The following is an 18,845-nucleotide window of genomic DNA, read 5'->3' on the forward strand; positions in this document are numbered from 1 at the left end:
TTCATGGGCGGGCAAACGCGCCATGCTAGGCTTCCGGCATGACCATCGGGCTCCGAGTCGCGCTTGTTGCAGCTTGCGCCATTGCGCTGGCGGCGCCGGCGCAGGGACGCGCGCCGGTGCCTGAAAGCAACGCCAATCGCGCCCGCGACGGCGACATCGCGATCCAGGAAGAGCTGTGCGCCGCGCGCAAGGCGGGCACCATCGCGGCCTACGACCTGTTCATCGCCCGCCATCGCGGTCATCCTTTGGTCGAGACCGCGCGAGCCGAGCGGGAGCGGCTCATCTCAAGCCGTCCATGATGCGAGGGGCGGCGGCGGCGGACGCAATCTGAATAGCGCCCGCGCGCAATCTGTGGCAATTTGCGCGTCTGCCCGCCGGGGCAGTGTCGCGGTGTCATCGAGAGGATTTTGGCCATGCCGGCAACGCTTCCAGTCACGCTGACGGGTAATCAGGACATTGACGGGCTCCTTGAATCGGACCGATGGGCCGTCGCCACCCTCAGCTTCAGCTTCCCGACGACCGCGGCCGCTTACGCCGCCGATTACGATCCGGCCGAAGGCCTCGACGAGCCGACCACCAATTTCTCCGCCTTCACCGTCGGCCAGAGGATCGCGGCGCGCGACGTGCTCGCCCAGTTCGCCTCGGTCGCCAACCTGACCTTCACCGAATCGACGGGCGGCGCCGCGGCCAACGCCGATCTCCGCTTCGGCCGCACCGGCGCCACCGAGGTCGCCCATGCCTACACGCCCACCTCCCACCCGGTGGGCGGCGATTCCTGGTATGCCAATACCGGCGACTTCGCGCTCGTCGCCAATCCCCAAGTCGGGGATTACGACTACAGCACCCTGCTGCACGAAGTCGGCCATGCGCTCGGCCTCAAGCACGGCCACGAAGTCTACGAAGCCGATCCGCCATTCTTCCCGGCCCGGCCGGCGATGACGGCCGCGCATGATTCGATGGAATTTTCGGTGATGACCTACCGCTCCTATGTCGGCGCGGATCTGAGCGGCTACACCAACGAGACGTTCGGCTACGCCCAGAGCCTGATGATGTACGACATCGCGGCGCTCCAATATATGTATGGCGCCAATTTCAGCCATAATGGCGGCAATAGCGTCTACACTTGGAACCCCAATAGTGGCGAGATGGCGATCAACGGCGTCGGGCAGGGCGCGCCCGGCGGCAACCGCGTCTTCCTCACCGTCTGGGACGGCGGCGGCAGCGACACCTACAATCTTTCGGCTTATGACGACGGCGTTCGGATCGACCTGCGCCCCGGCCAGTGGACGACCCTGTCGGACGTGCAGATCGCCAATCTCGGCGACGGCAATTTCGCGCGCGGCAACATCGCCAACGCGCTCCAGTTTGAAGGCGACGCGCGCTCGCTGATCGAGAATGCGGTCGGGGGCGACGGCAACGACATCATTATCGGCAACAATGCGGTCAACCGCCTAAGCGGGGGGCGCGGCAACGACCGGCTCGACGGCCGCGGCGGGGCAGATGCGATGAATGGCGGAATCGGCAACGACACCTATATGGTCGACAATGCCCGCGACCGCGCCATCGAAAGCAGCGCCGCCGGCGGCACCGACAGCGTCCGCAGCTCGGTGTCCTTCACCTTGCGCGCCAACCTGGATAATCTGACGCTGACCGGGGGCGGAACCATCAACGGCAATGGCAACGGCCTCGACAATTGGCTGACCGGAAACGGTGCCGCCAACCGTCTGCTGGGAGGCGCCGGCGAGGACATGGTCCGGGGCGGCAACGGCAACGACCGCCTTTACGGAGGCGAGGGCGACGACCGGTTGAGCGGAGGCTCCGGCGCGGACCGCTTCTATTTCGACACCGCCCTCAATGCCTCGACCAATGTCGACCGGATTCTCGATTTCTCGACCGCCCCCGACACGATCATGCTCGACCGCGCGATTTTCGACGATATTGCCCTCAACGGGACCCTGAGGGCTTCAGCCTTTCGCAACGGCAACGTCGCCGCCGACAGCAGCGACCGCATCCTGTACGACGGCGCCACCGGCCGGATATTCTACGACGCCGACGGCAACGGGGCCGGAGCGGACGCGACCCTGTTCGCGACGGTGACGGCGGGAACCGCGCTCACCAATGCCGACTTCAGCGTCTTCGGGTAGCGCGGCCTACAGCACGAAGTCCCCCACCACCGGCGCGACGAGGCCGTCGAGGCGGATCATGAAGTCGGCGGTGCCGTCGCCATTGGTGTCACCTTCGATGAAGGTGTCGCCCTGGGCGTGGCCGTAACGCAGCTCGCCGGCCGCGCCGGAGAAGGCCGCGTCGCCGACGAAGGTGAAATTCTGGTCTCCGCCGGTGCCGGTGTCGGCGTCCGTTTGCCTGAGGTTGATGCGGTCTCCCTCGGCGCTGTTGAAGTCGGTGACGATGTCGGCGCCGTTGCGGGTGGCGGCGGTGTCGCCGTCGGCGAACACGAACTGGTCGGCGTCGGCGCCTCCCGTCATCGTGTCGCGCTGAATGCCACCGTTGAGCGCGTCGTCGCCGGATCCGCCGTCGAGGATGTCGGCGCCCGCCTTGCCGAACAGCCGGTCGTCGCCCACGCCGCCATCGAGCGTATCGACCCCGTCGTCGCCATTCAGCCGGTCCTCGCCGGCGTCGCCGAACAGGCTGTCATTGCCGAGATCGCCATAGAGGATGTCGGCATCGTCGCCGCCACGAAGCTCGTCGACCCCGCTCTGGCCGCGAAGCGTGTCGTCGCCGCCCAAGCCCGACAAGATGTTGGCGATGCTCGATCCGAAGATCATGTTATCGAGCCCGTTGCCGGTTCCCACATGCGCGGTGCCGAGCAGCCGCATATCTTCGATATTGGCGGCCATCGTGTGGTCGTTGAACGCTTTGACCTGGTCGTGGCCCTGGTTCAGCCCTTCGATCGCCTGATCGCCCGCTTCGCGGACGAAGAAGATGTCGTCGCCAAGATTGCCGCGCATCTGATCGTCGCCGCCGCCGCCGTTCAGCACGTCATTGCCCGATCCTCCGATGAGCAGATCCTCACCACCCTGGCCCGACAGGCTGTCATGGCCGCCGCCGCCTTCCAGCCGGTTGACGCCGATGGTGCCGCTCAACGTGTCGGCAAAGCCCGAGCCGATGGCATTCTCGATGCTGGATAACGTATCGACGCCCGCGCCGCCTGTATCCTGCGCCGTGGTGAGAACGAGACGCAGAGTCACGCCCGCCCCGGCATTGGCGTAACGCGCCGTGTCGGTGCCCGACCCGCCGTCGAGGCTGTCGTCGCCGTCGCCACCGTCGAGCACGTCATCGCCCCCGAAGCCGCGCAGCGTGTCGGCGCCTCCAAGGCCACTCAGAATGTCGTTGAAGTCGCCGCCACTGATCGTCTGGTCGATCGCGGAGCCGGTCCGCGTGACGCCGCTCGTGGGCGCGCGACCGAAAACGACATAAGCCTCGCCTGCCTGGGCACCGCCATCATCGCCATTGTGAGCGCCGACGATCACATCGGCGAAACCGTCGTCATTGACATCGCCCGCCGCCGAGACGCTGAAGCCGGCCCGGTCTCCGAAGGTGTCGCCCTGGATGACCAGGCCGTCGCCTTGAGCGAGATTGGCGAGGTCGACATCGCCCAGCACCGCGTTGCCGAAGATCACATAGGCCTTGCCCTCCTCGCCGCCGTAAGGCTCGCCGACGATGATGTCGTCGAAGCCGTCGCCGTTGACATCGCCCGCCGAGGAGACGTTGCTGATGACGTCGCCCGTAGTGCCGGCGCGGACGCTGATGCTGAAGCCGTCGGCGGGGGCGAGCGATTCGAGATCGATGTCCGCGAAGCCGCCGGCCTTGCCGAACAGCACGAAGGCGGTGCGGCCGTCATTGGCGTTGTTGGTGGTTTCCGGAGAGGCGACAATGACGTCGTCATAGCCATCGCCGTTGATATCGCCTGCCGAGGAGACGCTGAGCCCGGCATTGTCGAAGCCTGTCGCGCCCAAGATGGCGAAACCGTCGGCCAGATCGAGGCTCGACAGGTCGATATCGGCGAAGCCGTTCGCCTTGCCGAACACGACAAAAGCCGCGCCGGCGCCGGGCGCGCCGCCATCCTCGTTGCCGGGCACGCCGACGATGACGTCGTCGAAGCCGTCGCCATTGAGATCCCTGGCCGACGACACGCTCCAGCCCGCCCGGTCGGAAGGATCGCCGCCGAGGATCGTGAAGCCGACGCCGTCATTCGCGGCGAGGAAGGTCAGGTCGACCGTTCCGAACCCGGCAGCGTTGCCGAAAATCACATAGGCCGCACCCGCCGCATTGCCGCCCACTTCATCCTCGTTCGCGCCGACGATGATGTCGTCCACGCCGTCGCCATTGACGTCGCCCGCCGACGACACGCTCCAGCCGGCCTGGTCGTAGGAATCGCCGCCCTGGATGGTGAACCCGTCGGTGGGGTCGTAACCCGGATTGTCGGGGTTGAAGCTGGTAAGGTCGATCGTCGTGAACCCCCCTGCCTTGCCGAAGATGACATAGGCCTCGCCGGCGCGGGGGAAGCCGCCATCGTCGCCTTCAGGCGCGCCGATAATCACATCGTCGAAACCGTCGCCGTTTACGTCGCCCGCCCCCGAGACGCTCCGGCCGGCCTGGTCGTAGTTGATATCCCCCTGGATGATGAAACCATCGGGGGCGGCGAGACCGGTGAGGTCGATCGTCCCGAACCCGTTTGCCTTGCCGAAGATGACATAGGCTTCGCCGGCCCCGTTGCCGCCGTCGTCCCCGGCGCGCGCGCCGACGATCACGTCGCCGAAGCCGTCGCCATTGACGTCGCCCGCGCCGGAGACGCTGAAGCCCGCCAGATCGTTGGCGGCATCGCCCTGGATGATGAAGCCCGCCGAACCGAGCGTCGATAGATCGATGATGTCAGCCACGACTCGTCTCCCCGTCGTCAACCGTCGAACAGGCTACTCCTTATCCGTGCCTGTGGCGAGCGGAGGTGGAAAGGCGGATCAAGGACATGGCCGATCACAGCGCGCAGCTGACCGTATCGGAACCGGAGGAACGAACCGTCACTCAAGCCGACGGCCTCTCCCGAAGCGGAAGGGGAGCGCCTCAAAGCATGAAGTCGCCCGCTTGCAGGCTCGTCACATTTTCGATGCGGATGAGGAAATCGGCGCCGCCGTCGCCATTCGTGTCGCCCTCGACGAAGGCGTGGCCGGCGACAACCGAGTAGCGCAGCTGACCGGCCGAGCCGGTGAAGGCGTTCGTCCCGATGAACGTGAAATTCTGGTCGCCGTCGGCGGCGGCATCGGCGTCGATCTGGCGAAGATGGATCCTGTCGCGTTCGGACTGGCGGAAGTCCGCGACGATGTCGGCCGCGAAGCGCGTCGCTCCTGTATCGCCGTCATCGAACAGGAAGGTATCTGCCCCCGCGCCGCCCCTCAGCGTGTCTTTCTGAAGCCCGCCAATCAAATGGTCGTCGCCGTCGCCGCCCTGCATGGTGTCACCGCCTTCGCCACCCCTTAGATCATCATTGCCAAGGCCGCCGTTCAAAAAGTCCGAGCTGCCCTCACCGCGCAGTTCGTCGTCCCCGTCGCCGCCGAGCAGGCCATCGATGGCGACCGACCCGAACAGCCGGTCGGCGCCTCCGCCTCCGTCCAGCGCGTCTTCGCCGCCGCCGCCGCGCAGGATGTCATTCCCGTCAAGGCCGAGGATCGTATCATCCCCCGCCGATCCGAAGATCGCATTGTCCAGGCTGTTCCCGGTGCCGCCCCTGGCGCCGCCCAGCATACGCATTTCCTCGACATTATCGGCCATCACGTGGTGGACGAACGCCTTGACCTGGTCATAGCCCTGGTCCGCGAGCTCGATCGCGGCATCGCCCGCCTGCTGGACATAGATTATGTCGTCACCGAGCCCGCTCGTCATCGTGTCCACGCCGCCGCCGCCGCGCAGCACGTCATCGCCAGCGCCGCCGAGAAGCGCATCCTTCCCCGCATAGCCCGAAAGCACGTCGTCGCCAGCGCCTCCCTCCAGGCGGTTGATCCCCGCCGTTCCATAGAGCGAGTCCGCGAAGCCCGAACCAATGACATCCTCGATCGAGTTCAGCACGTCGGTGCCGGCGGCGCCCGTATTTTGGCCGGCCGTCGCGGTCAGCCGCACCGTGACCGCCGCAGCCGCCGTGGCATAGCTGGCGGCGTCGCGGCCGGCCCCGCCGAACAGCCGGTCGTTGCCGGAGCCGCCTTCCAGCACGTCGGCGCCGCCATGGCCGATCAGCCGATCCGCGCCGCCAAGGCCGGAAAGCATATCCTCGCCGCGACCGCCGTTGATGGTTTGGCCGATCGCCGATCCGGCGCGCACGACGTCGTTGCCGGGCAGGCGGCCGTAGATGACGAAAGTCAGGCCGGAACTGTCGCCGCCGGCGGTCGGGCGAGACATGATGATGTCGTCCAGGCCGTCGCCATTGAGATCGCCGCCGGCCGCGACCCTGACGCCGATGCCGCCCGCCCCCTCGTTGGCGATGATGAAGCCCTGGTCAACAGTCAGGGCGGCAAGGTCGATCGTGCCGAAGCCGGGAGCCTTGCCGAAGATCACGAAGGCGTCGCCGTCGTTCGGGCCGCCCGTGTCGCCGAATCTGGCTCCGATCAGCAGGTCGTCGAAGCCGTCACCATTGACGTCTCCCGCATTCGACACGGGGAAGCCGGACTGATCCACGGGTCTCCCCTGGATGACGAAGCCGTCGGCGGGCGTCAGGTTGCCGAGATCGACATTGGCGAAGCCGCCCCCCTTGCCGAAAACGACATAGGTCTCGCCGGCATTGCTACCGCCATTGTCGCCATAAGGGGCGCCGATCACTATATCGCCGAAGCCGTCCCCATTCACGTCACCCGCGCTGGAGACGCTTCGTCCCGCCTGGTCGTTGGCATCGTCGCCGCGGAGGGTGAAGCCGACCGCAGGCGTCAGGGTCGTCAGGTCTATATTCGAGAAGGCGCCCGCATGGCCGAAGATCACATAGGCCTCGCCCGCATTGGTCGCGGCATTGTCGCCATTGCCCGCTCCGACGATCAGATCGTCATAGCCGTCATTGTTGATATCCCCGGCGGACGAGACGCTGCGCCCCGCATCGTCCCCGTCCGCGTCTCCCAGGATCCGGAATCCATCGGCGGCGGGCAAGGAAGTCACGTCGATCGACGCGAATCCACCGGCCTTGCCGAATATCACATAGGCTTCGCCCGTGTTGGTGCCACCGGCCTCGCCCAAAGGCGCGCCGACGATAATGTCGTCATAGCCGTCTCCGTTGACGTCGCCCGCGTTCGCGACATCGGTGCCGAACTGGTCGCCCGCCGCGTCACCGCCGATCCGGAAGCCTTCGGCCGGAGCGAGGGTCGCCAGCGACATGTCCGCCCAGCCGGCTTCCTTGCCGAACACCACGTGCACCGCCCCTTCGAAGCTACCGGCGTCACGAGAACCGATGACGATGTCGGCCAGCCCGTCGCCGTTCGTATCGGCCGTGGCGACGTCGAATCCCGTCCTGTCGCCTTCGGCGCCATCAATCCGGATTCCGAGATCGGTGCCGAGCAGCGACAGGTCCAGATTGCCAAAACCCGCCGCGGAGCCGAAAACGAGCCAGGCCGAGCCGGAATCCTGGCCGTTTGCATCGGCGCCGGGCGCGCCGATGATGAGATCGTCGAAGCCGTCGCCGTTGACGTCGCCGGCGGCTATTCCATTGCCCGCGGAATCGCTCGCCAGGTCGCCCTTGATAACACCGCCGAAAGCCGGCGAGATGGCCGAGACCTCGTAGATCAGCGGGAAGTCGCCGGCTTCGCCGCCCCGTCCGTAGATGATATAGGCCGCCTCCGCGTAGCTCCCCGCGCTGGCGATCAGATCGTCGAAACCGTCGCCGTTGAGGTCGCCCGCAGCCGACAAAAGGCTGCCAATCCGGCGATCAGGCGTGGCCGCGATGCGGAATCCCGCTTCGGGCGCGAGGGTGGTGAGATCGATGGTGCCGAATCCGCCATCCTTGCCGAATATGACGAAGGCGTTCCCATTGCCGCCGAAGGCGTTGATGATGATATCATCATGCCCGTCCCCGTTCACGTCGCCCGCCGACGAGACGCCACTCCCGGTGGAAAAGTCGTCCCCGCCGCGGATTATGAATCCCTGCGAAGAGGAGAAGGCGGTGAGATCGATCGTTCCGAACCCGCTCGCCTTGCCATAGACGACATAGAGTTCATCGCTGAAAGACCCGCCGGGGACGAGCAGATCGTCGAAGCCGTCACCGTTGATGTCGCCCGCCTCAGATGCCCGGGATAGATAGTCATAGGCGTCGCCGTGGATCGCGAACCCGTCGCCGGCGCTTAGCGCGCCGAGGTCGATCGGGGCCCAACCGTCGGCCTTGCCGAAAATCACGTAGATCCTGCCGGCATAATAGCCGGCGTCGCTATTGTAGGGGGCCGTGACGAGCATGTCGTCGAAACCGTCGCCATTGACGTCTCCGGCCGAGGAGACGAGCGAGCCGGCCTGATCGAAACTTTCGGCGCCCCGAATGACGATCCCGTTGTCGGTCGTGAAGAAGGCGAAGGTGAGATCGATGTTTCCAAAGCCGGTCGACCGCCCGAACAGCAGATAGGCCTCGCCCGCTCCATTGCCCCCATTGTCGCCGTAGGGCGCCCCGATCAGGATGTCGTCGAGACCGTCTCCGTTGACGTCGCCGGCGGACGACACCGACCTTCCCGCACTATCGCCCTCCGCATCGCCGCGGATGACGAATCCCTGCGAGAGGGTCAGCGCCGTGAGGTCGATCGCCGACGGGAGCGTGGAGCTTCCGTATATCACGTAGGCCTCGCCCGCGGAATTTCCCCCATCGTCTCCCTGGGGGGCGCCAACGATGATGTCGGCGAGGCCGTCTCCGTTTATGTCGCCCAGCGACGAAACGCTCCGGCCGGTATTGTCGCCGGTGGAATTGTCGGTGATCACCAGCCCCTCGCCAGGGGCCATCGCGGCGGCATCGAGGGCGGGATAGCCGCCCGCCCTGCCGAAAATCACATAGGCGCGGTCCTCGCCCGTGTCGCCGATGATGATGTCGTCGAAGCCGTCGCCGTTCAGGTCCCCCGCGTCGGAAAGGGACGAGATGCTGGCCGCGGCGGGTAAGCTGATGACGAACCCATATTCGGGGTCGAAGGTGGCCAGATCGATCACGGATGGAAACGCGGACATTCGTCACTCCCCCACTCGCAGAGTCCAACGCATAAACGATTTTCAGTTCTCTCGGGAGTCCCTCCAGGAATTAGGATCAAGGCTTCGAACCGCACCTCGAGCCCGCCCCCGACGGGAGGGATGGACTGAAGCGGGCGAGAAGCTAGGGTGGGCTTCCATCCGAAGAGGAGAAGATGATGGCGGACGCGGCGGGCGAAGGTCGAGAAGAGAAATTCGCGCTCAGCACCTCCCGCCATTTTCCGGAATGGCTGGCTTCGACCGGCGGCGGGATCGCATTCACAACCTATCAGGCGGGCAAGCTGTTCTTGCTCGGCGTCAAGCCCGACGGCAAATTGTCGGTGTTCGAGCGAACCTTTCCGCGCTGCATGGGCATCGCGGTCAGCGACGACGGGCGCGCGCTCGCGCTCGCCACCCAATATCAGATCCAGCGGTTCGATAACGTGCTGCCTGCCGGACAGGCCGACAAGAGCGGCTTCGACGCCGTTTACGCGCCGCACGCCGCCTGGGTCACGGGCGACGTCGATGCCCATGACGTGGGTTTCGACGCCGATGGAAGGCCGCTCTTCGTCAACACGCTGTTCGGCTGCATCGCGGCGGTGAGCGACGGCCACAGCTTTCGTCCACTGTGGAAGCCCGATTTCATCTCCCGCCTCGCCGCCGAGGATCGCTGCCACCTGAACGGCATGGCCATGGAGGCGGGACGCCCGCGTTACGCCACCGCCGTCTCGCGCTCGGACGTCGCCGACGGTTGGCGCGACAAAAGGACAAGCGGCGGAGTCGTCATCGACTGCGACACCGGAGAAATAGTCTGCGAGGGGCTATCCATGCCCCATTCGCCGCGGCTCCATGACGGCCGGCTGTGGGTGCTCAATTCGGGAGCGGGCGAGTTCGGCTTCGTCGATCTGGCGACGGGCCGGTTCGAGCCGGTCGCCTTCTGCCCCGGCTATGCCCGAGGTCTCGCCTTCGCCGGCGGCCGGGCCGTCATCGGCCTGTCGCAGGCGCGCGAGAATCGTACCTTCTCCGGCCTGCCTCTCGACGAGGCGCTGGCGGCGCGCGACGTCGAGCCGCGCTGCGGCCTCGCCGTCGTCGATCTCGTAAGCGGCGACATGAGCGGCTGGGTCCGGATCGAAGGCGTCGTTCGCGAATTGTACGACGTGGCCGCGCTGCCAGGCGCCCGCCGCCCCTCCGCGATCGGTTTCAAGACGGACGAGGTCAAGCACGTCATCTCGATCGAGGATTGAAGCCTGGGGCTCAGCCCTGGGTGTCGTCGCTATCGGCGCCGGCTTCGGCCGCATCCGCTTCATTCTGGAAATAAGGCTCGACCGGCCCGGAAAGCTTGATCGTCATCGGCTGGCCGTGGCGATCGAGGCTGCGACCGGCGGCGACGCGGATCCAGCCTTCGGAAACGCAATATTCCTCGACGTTGGTCTTCTCCGCGCCCTTGAAGCGGATGCCGACGCCGCGCCGAAGCAAATCGGCGTCGAAATGGGGGCTTCGTGGATTGAGGGACAAGCGGTCTGGGGGCGTGGCGGTCATTCAAGCTCTCGATATGCAATTGGCGGCTGCGCCCGCCCATAGAGCATCTCGTCATTCCCGCGAAAGCGGGAATCCCGCCCCCCATTAGGAGAGAAACGGCATCCCGCTTTCGGCGGATGATCGGCTTCAGCGCAGCTTGCTGATCTTCAGGCCGTCGATCTTCGCGCGATCCTTGACCGATTCCTCGCTGCGGGTGAGCGCCTTGGCAATCGCTTTCAAGGCCATGCCCTTTCCCGCCAGCGTGCGAAGTTTGGCGACTTCCTCGCTCTTCCACGGCTGGCGGTGCCTGGTGAAGATTTCGGCCATCAGTCCTTGATCCCCATCATTCCTTGACCAGAGTTCCCTTGGTCGAAGGATTGGCGGCGATCGTCTTCTTCACCTCCTTCTTGGGTTTTCGGGCTTCCTTGTTGCTCTTCTTCTGACCCTTGGCCATCTCGCTCTCCTGTCAGCTCTTCGACGCGATATAGGCATCGACCTGCGCTTCGAGCACGTCAAGCGGAAGCGATCCGTTCTCCAGCACCGCGGCGTGGAAGTCGCGGACGTCGAACCTGTCGCCCAGCGCCTGCTCGGCCTTGGCGCGGAGCTCCAATATCTTCAATTGGCCGATCTTGTAGCTCGTCGCCTGGCCGGGATTGTTGATGTAGCGCTCGACCTCCTTGACGATGTCGCGCTCCGACAGCAGCGAATTCTCCTGGAAATAGCGGATCGCGTCCTCGCGGCTCCAGCGCTTGTGGTGGAGGCCGGTGTCGGTGACGAGGCGGACGGCGCGCCACAGCTCGAGGGAGAGCCGGCCGAAGTCCGAATAGGGATCCTGGTAGAAGCCGAATTCCTTGCCGAGCTTCTCCGAATAGAGGCCCCAGCCCTCCGTATAGGCGCCGTAGCCGCCGAAGCGCCGGAACTTGGGGATGCCGGGAAGCTCCTGCGCCAGCGCGATCTGGAAATGATGCCCGGGCGCGCCCTCATGATAGCTGATCGCCTCGATCTGGGGCTTCAGCACCTGAGTCATGTCGGCGAGGTTGACGTAGTAGATGCCGGGGCGCGAGCCGTCCGGAGCGGGGCTGTTGTAGAAAGCGACGGAAGCCGTCTCCTCACGCCATTTTTCGACCGCGCGGACCTCCAGCGGAGCTTTCGGCAAGCGCCGGAAATATTGCGGCGCGACCGCCATCACCTGATCGATGAAGGCGTTGGCCTCCTTCAGATACTGCTCCCGGCCCGCTTCGGTGTTCGGGTACTGAAATTGCTCGTCCGTCTTCAGGTGCGCGAAGAATTCCTGCAACGTTCCCTCAAAGCCGACCTTCTGCTTGATGACCTCCATCTCGCCATGGATGCGCTCCACCTCGTCGAGGCCGATCTGGTGGATCTGGTCTGCGGAAAGGTCGGTGGTCGTGGAATCGCGCAGGCGGCTGGCATAATATTCGGCGCCACGGGGCAGGTCCCACGCACCATTATTGTCGACCGCCTGCGGCTCGATGGCATCCAATGCTGCGAACAGCGTGTCGTAGCCGCGCTTGAAGGGGCCGGTCAGCGCCGCGCTCGCCTCGGCGATCAGGCGCTCCTTGACCTCGGGCGGCGCGGTAAGCGCGCTCACCTTCTTCCTGAAGTCGGCCAGGACCGTGCTGTCGGCGCCTTGGGTGAACGGCGCCCCGGTGATGACCTTCCTCGCATCCGCGCGGACCGGCTCGAAGACGAGCTTGGGCGGGACGATGCCCATTCCCGCCTGCCGGCGGACATTGGCCGAGACCTCGTTCATCACCCGTTCCGCATCGACGAGGCGGGCGATATAGGCCTCGGCGTCCGCGACGCTCGTCACTTTGTGCTGGTTGATGAGGAAAACCGGGATCGACCCGGCGGGGCTGCCGTTGGTCGAGATGGGGAAGCGATGCCAGCGCCATTCATGCTGTTCGCGATCGGTCTCGACCTGCTCCTCGAACAGTCGATAGCTGAGCTGCCCGGCGGGGCTCAGCGCTTCATAATCGAACGTGGCCTTCATCTCGGCGAGCTGGGCTTCTTCCATCGCGAGCACGCGCTGATCGTGGGCGTCGGTATAATCGTTGAGCTTGTCGTAATCGGTCTTGATGCCGAGCGCGGTCATGAATTGCGGGCTGGTTGCGACGATCGCGTCGAACCCGGCGTCGAGGAAGGCGAGCAGGCGGGCGTCTTCGGCCTCGGTGTTCGCTGCCGGGGCGACGGCGGCGGGAGCCGGAGGCGCGCTCGTCTCAACCTGGGGTGTTGCACAGGCCGCGGTGGCGAGGAGCAGGGCGGTAAGCGGGAGATGCGGCTTCATTGGAATGTCCTTTCGGCTAGACTGAATCCGTTCGCCCCGAGCGAAGTCGAGGGGCCCAATCGAGCGAAGCCGAGATGCTTTCGCCCTCGGCTTCGCTCGGGAGGATGTCTCGACTTCGCTCGACACGAACGGAGATTTCATCTGACTCAAGCGCTTTTCGCGGCGATGTAGGCGTCGACCTGCGCCTCCAGCACGTCGAGCGGCAGCGCGCCGTTGCCGAGGATGACGGTGTGGAACTCGCGAATGTCGAACTTGTCGCCGAGCGCCGCCTTCGCCTTCTCGCGCAGCTCCATGATGCGGATCTGGCCGATCATGTAGCTCGTCGCCTGGCCGGGATTGTTGATGTAGCGCTCGACCTCCTTGACGATGTCGCGCTCGCTCACCAGCGAATTGTCCTTGAAATACTGGATGGCCTGCTCGCGGCTCCAGCGCTTGGCGTGGAGGCCGGTATCGACCACCAGCCGCACCGCCCGCCAGAGCTGGGACGAAAGCATCCCGAACTCCTGATAAGGATCCTGGTAGAAGCCCATCTCCTTGCCGAAGCGCTCGGCATAGAGGCCCCAGCCCTCGCTATAGGCGCTGTAGCCGCCGAACTTGCGGAACTTGGGCAGCCCCGGAAGCTCCTGGGCGAGCGCGATCTGGAAGTGATGGCCGGGCGCGCCCTCATGATAGGCGATGGTCTCGACCTGGGGCTTCAAGACCTGGGTCATGTCGGCGAGGTTGACGTAATAGATGCCGGGACGCGAGCCGTCGGGCGCGGGGCGGTTGTAGAAGGCGACGGGCGCGGTGTCCTGCCGCCATTCCTCGACCGCCTTCACCTCCAGCGGCGCCTTGGGAAGCCGGCTGAAATAGCGCGGCGCGGCCGCCATCACTTGGTCGATCTTGGCGGTGGCGTCCTTGAGATATTGCTGCCGGCCCGCCTCGGTGTTAAGATATTTGAACTCGGCGCCGGTCAAGACGTGGGCAAAGAAATCCTGGAGCGAACCTTCGAAGCCGACGCGTTCCTTGATCGCCTCCATCTCGCCATGGATACGCTCGACCTCGGCGAGGCCCACCTGGTGGATGCGGTCGGCGCTGATGTCGGTCGTCGTGAAGAGGCGGAGCTGGTCGGCATAATAAGCCTCGCCATCGGGGAGGCTCCAGGCGCCGTCATTGTCGGTCGCCTTCGGCTCGATCTCGTCCAGCACCGTGAACATGGCATCGTAACCGCGTTTGAAGGGGCCGGTCAGCGCCGCGCTCGCTTGGGCGATCAGCCGCGCCTTGACGTCGGCCGGCGCATCCAGTGCGTCGACCTTCTCCTTGAAATCGGCGAAGAGGCTGCTGTCGGCGCCGTCGGTGAAGGGGGCGCCGATCAGCACCTTGCGAGCGTCGGCGCGAACCGGCTCGAAGTTGAACTTCGGCGGCAGAATGCCCTTCTCCGTCTGGGTGCGGATGTTGGCGGCGACTTCGTTCATTACCCGCTCGACCTCCCGGAGGCGGGCGATATAGGCCTCGGCGTCGGCGACTGAATCCACGCGGTGCTGGTTGATGAGGAAGACGGGCAGGTCGCCCGCAGGACTGCCGTTGGTCGAGATCGGGAAATCGTGCCAGCGCCACTGGAACTGCCGCCGCCCGCGCTCGACATTATTCTCGAACAGGCGATAGCTGAGCTGACCTGTCGGGCTCAGCGCGCCAGGGTCGAACTGGGCCTTCATCGCGGCGAGCTGCTTCTCCGCCAGCGCCTGGTCGGCCACGTCCTGGGCATCGGTATAATCGTCGAGCTTGTCGTAATCGGTCTTGATGCCGAGGGCCGTCAAAGTCTCGGGGCTGTCGGCGATGGCCTCGTCGAAGGCCGCATCGAGGAAGGCGAGCAGGCGCGCATCCTCGGCGGCGGGGTCCGCAGCCGGCGCGGTCGCGGCCGGCGCCGGAGATCCGGTTTGCGCGGTCGCGGTCGCGGCGAGCGAGGTGGCGGCGAGCAACAGGGCCAGAATCTTCATGGAACGGCATCCCCCTTTTATGATTTGCGCCGTCTTGTAACGGCTCGTGCCGCTCGGTCTAGCTGTCGGAACCCGCATCCGCCATCCAGCAGGGATCCCAGTCGGGCTCCGGCCCGAAACGCGCGGCCAGGAAATCGACCAGCGCGCGCACCCGTGCCGTCGTCGCGCGGCCGGGCGGCATGACGACGTGGAGACCGTTCTCGTCGAGCGGGTAATCGCGGAGCAGCACTTCCAGCGCGCCGCTCTCGATCGCCGGCGCGGCGATGAAGGTGGGCAGGATGACGACACCGAGGCCCGCGCAGGCGGCCTCGCGGAGCAATTCGCCATTGTCGGCGCGGAAGCGGACGTGGCCGTGGACATAGTCCCAGCGGCCGTTGACCCTGAACCGCCACTGGTTGCCGCGTCCTGTATTGGCGTAGAGCAGGAGATCGTGATCGTTGAGGTCGCGCGGGCTCTCCGGCCTGCCCCGCCCGGCGAGATAGGAAGGGCTCGCCAGCACCGCCGCTCGCACCGGCGCGATCCGCCGCGCGACCAGCGCGGAATCGGGCAGCTTGCCGATCCGCACCGCGAGGTCGTAGCCGCCGCCGACCAGATCGACCGTGCGATCGTCGAGCGACACGTCGAGCTCGACCCTGGGATGCAGCCGCGCGAAATCGGCCAGCGCGGGCGCGAGATACTGGCTGCCGAAGGAGAGGGGAGCGCTCATCCGGATCGGACCGGCGATCTGGGTCACCGCCTCGGCGACCACCTCCCGCGCCGCTTCCAGATCGGCGAGGATGTTGGAGGCGCGGGCATAATAAGCCTCGCCGATGTCGGTCGGCTGGGCGCCCTGCGCGGTGCGGGTCAGGAGCCGGGCGCCAAGCTGCTCCTCCAGCCGGGCGACGCGGCGGCTGAGGATCGACTTGGAAATCCCCATCCGTTCGGCGGCGCGGGCGAAGGCGCCGGTCTCCACCACCCGCACGAAGGCGAGAACGTCCAGCAGGTCGACCGAAGAGCGTTCCATTTAGTGCAACACCATGATGCGTAGCGGACGGCTACTCGCAACGATGCTACGCGCTTAGATAGCCTCCAGCAAGTTCAAAGGAGGAATTTCACCATGACCAAGGCCCTTATCCTGAACAGCGCCGTCACCGGCGAGGCGTCGATCTCCAATCGGCTGACCGGCGAATTCGCCGCCCGGCTCAGGGAGCGCGATCCCGCCGCGCGGATCGTCACCCGCGATCTCGGCGCCAGGCCGGTGCCGCACCTTCTCCCCGAGACCGTCGCTGGCATCCGCGCGACCGCCGCGACCGACGCGGAAAAGGCCGCGCTCGCTCTGTCCGACGAGCTGGTCGACGAGCTGCGCGACATCGACCTGCTGGTGATCGGCGCGCCGATGTACAATTTCGGCATGCCGTCGTCGCTGAAGGCGTGGTTCGACTATATCCTGCGCGCCGGCGTCACCTTCCGCTATACCGAGAACGGGCCGGAGGGCCTGTTGCCGGTCAAGAAAGCGGTGGTGATCGAGACGCGCGGCGGCCTCTACAGCGAAGGCCCGGCGGTGGCGATGGACAGCCAGGAACCGCACCTTCGCACCCTGCTCGGCTTCATGGGCGTTACCGACGTGGTGTTCGTCCGCGCCGAGAAACTGGGCTTCGGTCCGGAAGCCGTCCAGGCGGCCGTCGACGGCGCGATCGCCGAGCTCAACGGATGCGCCGAGAGGGAACTGGCCCTGGCCGCCTGACCACTGTCCGCCCATGTCAATTTCCCTCGTCATCCCCGCGAAAGCGGGGATCCCGCTTCTCCACAGGAGTTGGAAGAAAAAGCGGGATTCCCGCTTTCGCGGGAATGACGATAACCTAAGGACCGCAAGATGATCGACATTCGACCCTTCGACACGCTCGGCCATGCCGACCATGGCTGGCTGAATGCGCGTCACCATTTTTCGTTCGCCAATTATCACGATCCCGCCCGCATGGGCTGGGGCGCGATCCGGGTGTGGAACGACGACGAGATCGCCGCACGCTCCGGCTTTCCGCCTCATCCGCACGCGGACATGGAGATCATCACCTATGTCCGGACCGGCGCGATCACCCATCAGGATTCGATGGGCAACAAGGGTCGCACCGCGGCGGGCGACGTTCAGGTGATGAGCGCCGGAACCGGCGTCCGTCATTCGGAATTCAACCTGGAGGACGAGACGACGACCCTGTTCCAGATCTGGGTGATAACGGACAAGCCCGGCGCGGAGCCGGGCTGGGGCGCGAGGCAATTTCCGAAGGACGACCGGGAGGGCAGTTTCGTCACCCTCGCCAGCGGCTTCGCGGAGGATAGCGACGCGCTCGGCATCAATGCCGCCGCCCGCATCATGGGCGCGACCCTGAAGGCCGGGGAGACGGCGGAGCTCGGCCTCGATCCGGCCCGTCACGTCTATCTGGTCCCGGTCGATGCCCCGATCGAGGTCAACGGCGTCCGGGCCGAGCCGCGCGACGGCGTCGCCATCACCGGCGAGGAGACGATCGCGATCACCGCGATCGGCAATACGGAGGTCGTGCTCGTCGACGCGCGGTGACGGGCGCTCGCCTCAACCTGCGCGAAAAAATAGCCCCGGCCGGCGAGGGCCGGGGCTAGTATCACCGCTCGTGGATCCCAGGGAGTTTCCGCGGTGCGTGAGGCGTGAAGCTTACTGACTGTTCGCCTGGACGTTGGCGTCGACCGAGACGTTGGCGTCGACCACGTTGCCGGGATCGACCGTGTTGAGGTCGGTTTCATTGCCCAGGCTATCGGCCGGGATCTCTGCAAGAGTGCCATCGGTCGGCGCGAGCACATCCTCTTCCGGCACGGCAACGGTGTCGACAACATTGTCGGTCACAGCCTCTTCGCCGCCACCGCAGGCGGCCAGGACCAGCATACCCGCGCCGAGAAGGACATTGGAAAATAGTTTCATCGTGGCGTTTCCCCGTTGGAATGGAGGCGTGAGGATTGCAGCTTCGCGGATGGGCGGCAACGCGAAACCCGTGAACCCGCCATCTTTGCACAATCCGCCTCGCGGGCGCGGCGCGGGCGACTGGAATCTTCCAAGAAGACGTGGATGGGATAGACGATTCTGCCCTCGACTTTCGAGGCGTGTCGGAAGCCGGAGCCACGAGCCCCGATGCCGGAGGCTTTGTGACGACGGGCCGCATCTGCTATGGCGTTGGCTCTAAGCAGTTGAAGAGTCGCGGATCGCCGACGAGGGAGGCCCGGAGGTCCCGCTTCAGATCACGGAGGTCTTGTAGTGATGCCAGGTGAAGATCGCCAGCGCGCCACGGTGCGGGCGCCACGCCTCGGCGAGTTCCCTCACCCGCCGCTCGCCGGGTTTTTCGGGGAGGTTCAGCAGACGCCCCACTTGGATCTGGACGACAAGGTCGCCCGCCGGCCAAACATCCTCTCGGCCCTCGGCAAAGAGCAGGTAGACCTCGGCCGACCAGCGTCCGATCCCCTTGACCCGGACGAGCTCGGCGATGGCCGCTTCGTCGGATTCAGCTAGGTTGTGAAGGTCGAGCCGGCCTGAAACCACCTCTTCGGCGAGGCTGCGCGCGTAGCTCGCTTTCTGGCGCGACAGGCCGGCCGCGCGCAGCGTCTCATCGCTGGCCGCGAGAATCGACGCCGGATCGGGCGTTTCGCCGACCAGCGACTGGAGCTTGGCCCACATCGACGCCGCCGCCTTGATGCTGACCTGCTGGCCGACGATGGTGCGCAGCAAGGTGATGTAGCCGGGCGCGCTGGTCCGGGGCTCGGGATAGCCGGCGTCCGCCAGCGCCGCCGCGAACAAAGGCTCGCGCCGCGCCAGCTCGTCCAAAGATGCCCGCAACGCCCCGGCCTTGATGCCCACTCCTGCCCCTCCG

At 65.9% G+C, this 18,845-nt stretch carries 14 protein-coding genes; 5 read left to right on the forward strand and 9 right to left on the reverse strand.

The window, feature by feature from the left end; all coding sequences use genetic code 11:
• The first annotated feature begins 38 nt into the window (after positions 1-38).
• Both ACFQRC_RS06065 and ACFQRC_RS06070 read left to right on the forward strand, forming a co-directional pair.
• Positions 39-299, forward strand: coding sequence for a hypothetical protein (locus tag ACFQRC_RS06065; protein ID WP_379958923.1), 261 nt, complete (start codon positions 39-41; stop codon positions 297-299).
• Positions 300-413: 114 nt separating this feature from the next.
• Positions 414-2,144: a M10 family metallopeptidase gene (locus ACFQRC_RS06070; protein WP_379958926.1), complete on the forward strand. Its 1,731-nt coding sequence runs from the start codon at positions 414-416 to the stop codon at positions 2,142-2,144.
• A 6-nt stretch (positions 2,145-2,150) separates the two neighbouring features.
• On the opposite strand, the gene ACFQRC_RS06075 is transcribed toward ACFQRC_RS06070, so the two are convergent.
• Together ACFQRC_RS06075 and ACFQRC_RS06080 are read right to left on the reverse strand one after the other, a co-directional pair.
• Positions 2,151-4,898 carry a hypothetical protein gene (locus ACFQRC_RS06075; RefSeq protein WP_379958928.1) on the reverse strand — a complete coding sequence of 916 codons (2,748 nt, stop codon included), beginning with the start codon at positions 4,896-4,898 and terminating at the stop codon, positions 2,151-2,153.
• 181 nt (positions 4,899-5,079) lie between these two features.
• Positions 5,080-9,183, reverse strand: coding sequence for a beta strand repeat-containing protein (locus ACFQRC_RS06080; protein WP_379958930.1), 4,104 nt, complete (start codon positions 9,181-9,183; stop codon positions 5,080-5,082).
• Between the two features lie 176 nt (positions 9,184-9,359).
• On the opposite strand from ACFQRC_RS06080, the gene ACFQRC_RS06085 reads away from it, so the two are divergent.
• Entirely contained in the window at positions 9,360-10,424 is a 1,065-nt protein-coding gene (locus tag ACFQRC_RS06085; RefSeq protein WP_379958932.1) for a TIGR03032 family protein, read from the forward strand.
• Between the two features lie 10 nt (positions 10,425-10,434).
• Here ACFQRC_RS06085 and ACFQRC_RS06090 read toward each other — a convergent pair whose 3' ends face one another.
• The 5 genes from ACFQRC_RS06090 to ACFQRC_RS06110 all read right to left on the reverse strand — a co-directional run bounded on the left by ACFQRC_RS06090 (position 10,435) and on the right by ACFQRC_RS06110 (position 15,982).
• Positions 10,435-10,719: a DUF3297 family protein gene (locus ACFQRC_RS06090; protein WP_379958935.1), complete on the reverse strand. Its 285-nt coding sequence runs from the start codon at positions 10,717-10,719 to the stop codon at positions 10,435-10,437.
• A gap of 126 nt (positions 10,720-10,845) precedes the next feature.
• Positions 10,846-11,025 (reverse strand): hypothetical protein, encoded by a 180-nt coding sequence (locus ACFQRC_RS06095; RefSeq protein WP_379958937.1) that lies wholly within the window; start codon positions 11,023-11,025, stop codon positions 10,846-10,848.
• A gap of 139 nt (positions 11,026-11,164) precedes the next feature.
• Positions 11,165-13,003 carry a DUF885 domain-containing protein gene (locus tag ACFQRC_RS06100; RefSeq protein ID WP_379958940.1) on the reverse strand — a complete coding sequence of 613 codons (1,839 nt, stop codon included), beginning with the start codon at positions 13,001-13,003 and terminating at the stop codon, positions 11,165-11,167.
• A gap of 146 nt (positions 13,004-13,149) precedes the next feature.
• Complete coding sequence (locus tag ACFQRC_RS06105) at positions 13,150-14,979, reverse strand: DUF885 domain-containing protein (protein WP_379958942.1); 1,830 nt, start codon at positions 14,977-14,979, stop codon at positions 13,150-13,152.
• Between the two features lie 58 nt (positions 14,980-15,037).
• Positions 15,038-15,982: a LysR family transcriptional regulator gene (locus ACFQRC_RS06110; RefSeq protein WP_379958944.1), complete on the reverse strand. Its 945-nt coding sequence runs from the start codon at positions 15,980-15,982 to the stop codon at positions 15,038-15,040.
• A gap of 93 nt (positions 15,983-16,075) precedes the next feature.
• Here ACFQRC_RS06110 and ACFQRC_RS06115 point away from each other — a divergent pair, with 93 nt between their 5' ends.
• Positions 16,076-16,702 carry an FMN-dependent NADH-azoreductase gene (locus tag ACFQRC_RS06115; RefSeq protein WP_379958946.1) on the forward strand — a complete coding sequence of 209 codons (627 nt, stop codon included), beginning with the start codon at positions 16,076-16,078 and terminating at the stop codon, positions 16,700-16,702.
• Positions 16,703-16,831: 129 nt separating this feature from the next.
• On the forward strand, positions 16,832-17,530 hold the full coding sequence (locus ACFQRC_RS06120) for a pirin family protein (protein ID WP_379958948.1): 699 nt from the start codon (positions 16,832-16,834) through the stop codon (positions 17,528-17,530).
• 111 nt (positions 17,531-17,641) lie between these two features.
• Here the strand turns inward: ACFQRC_RS06120 and ACFQRC_RS06125 are convergent, their stop codons facing one another.
• Both ACFQRC_RS06125 and ACFQRC_RS06130 read right to left on the reverse strand, forming a co-directional pair.
• On the reverse strand, positions 17,642-17,905 hold the full coding sequence (locus tag ACFQRC_RS06125) for a hypothetical protein (RefSeq protein ID WP_379958951.1): 264 nt from the start codon (positions 17,903-17,905) through the stop codon (positions 17,642-17,644).
• Between the two features lie 309 nt (positions 17,906-18,214).
• The gene (locus tag ACFQRC_RS06130; RefSeq protein WP_379958953.1) at positions 18,215-18,832 is read right to left on the reverse strand and encodes a DNA-3-methyladenine glycosylase family protein; all 618 of its coding nucleotides are present in this window, start codon (positions 18,830-18,832) and stop codon (positions 18,215-18,217) included.
• Positions 18,833-18,845: the final 13 nt, after the last annotated feature.

The organism is Enterovirga sp. GCM10030262, from assembly GCF_042666435.1.
Classification (GTDB): domain Bacteria; phylum Pseudomonadota; class Alphaproteobacteria; order Sphingomonadales; family Sphingomonadaceae; genus Allosphingosinicella.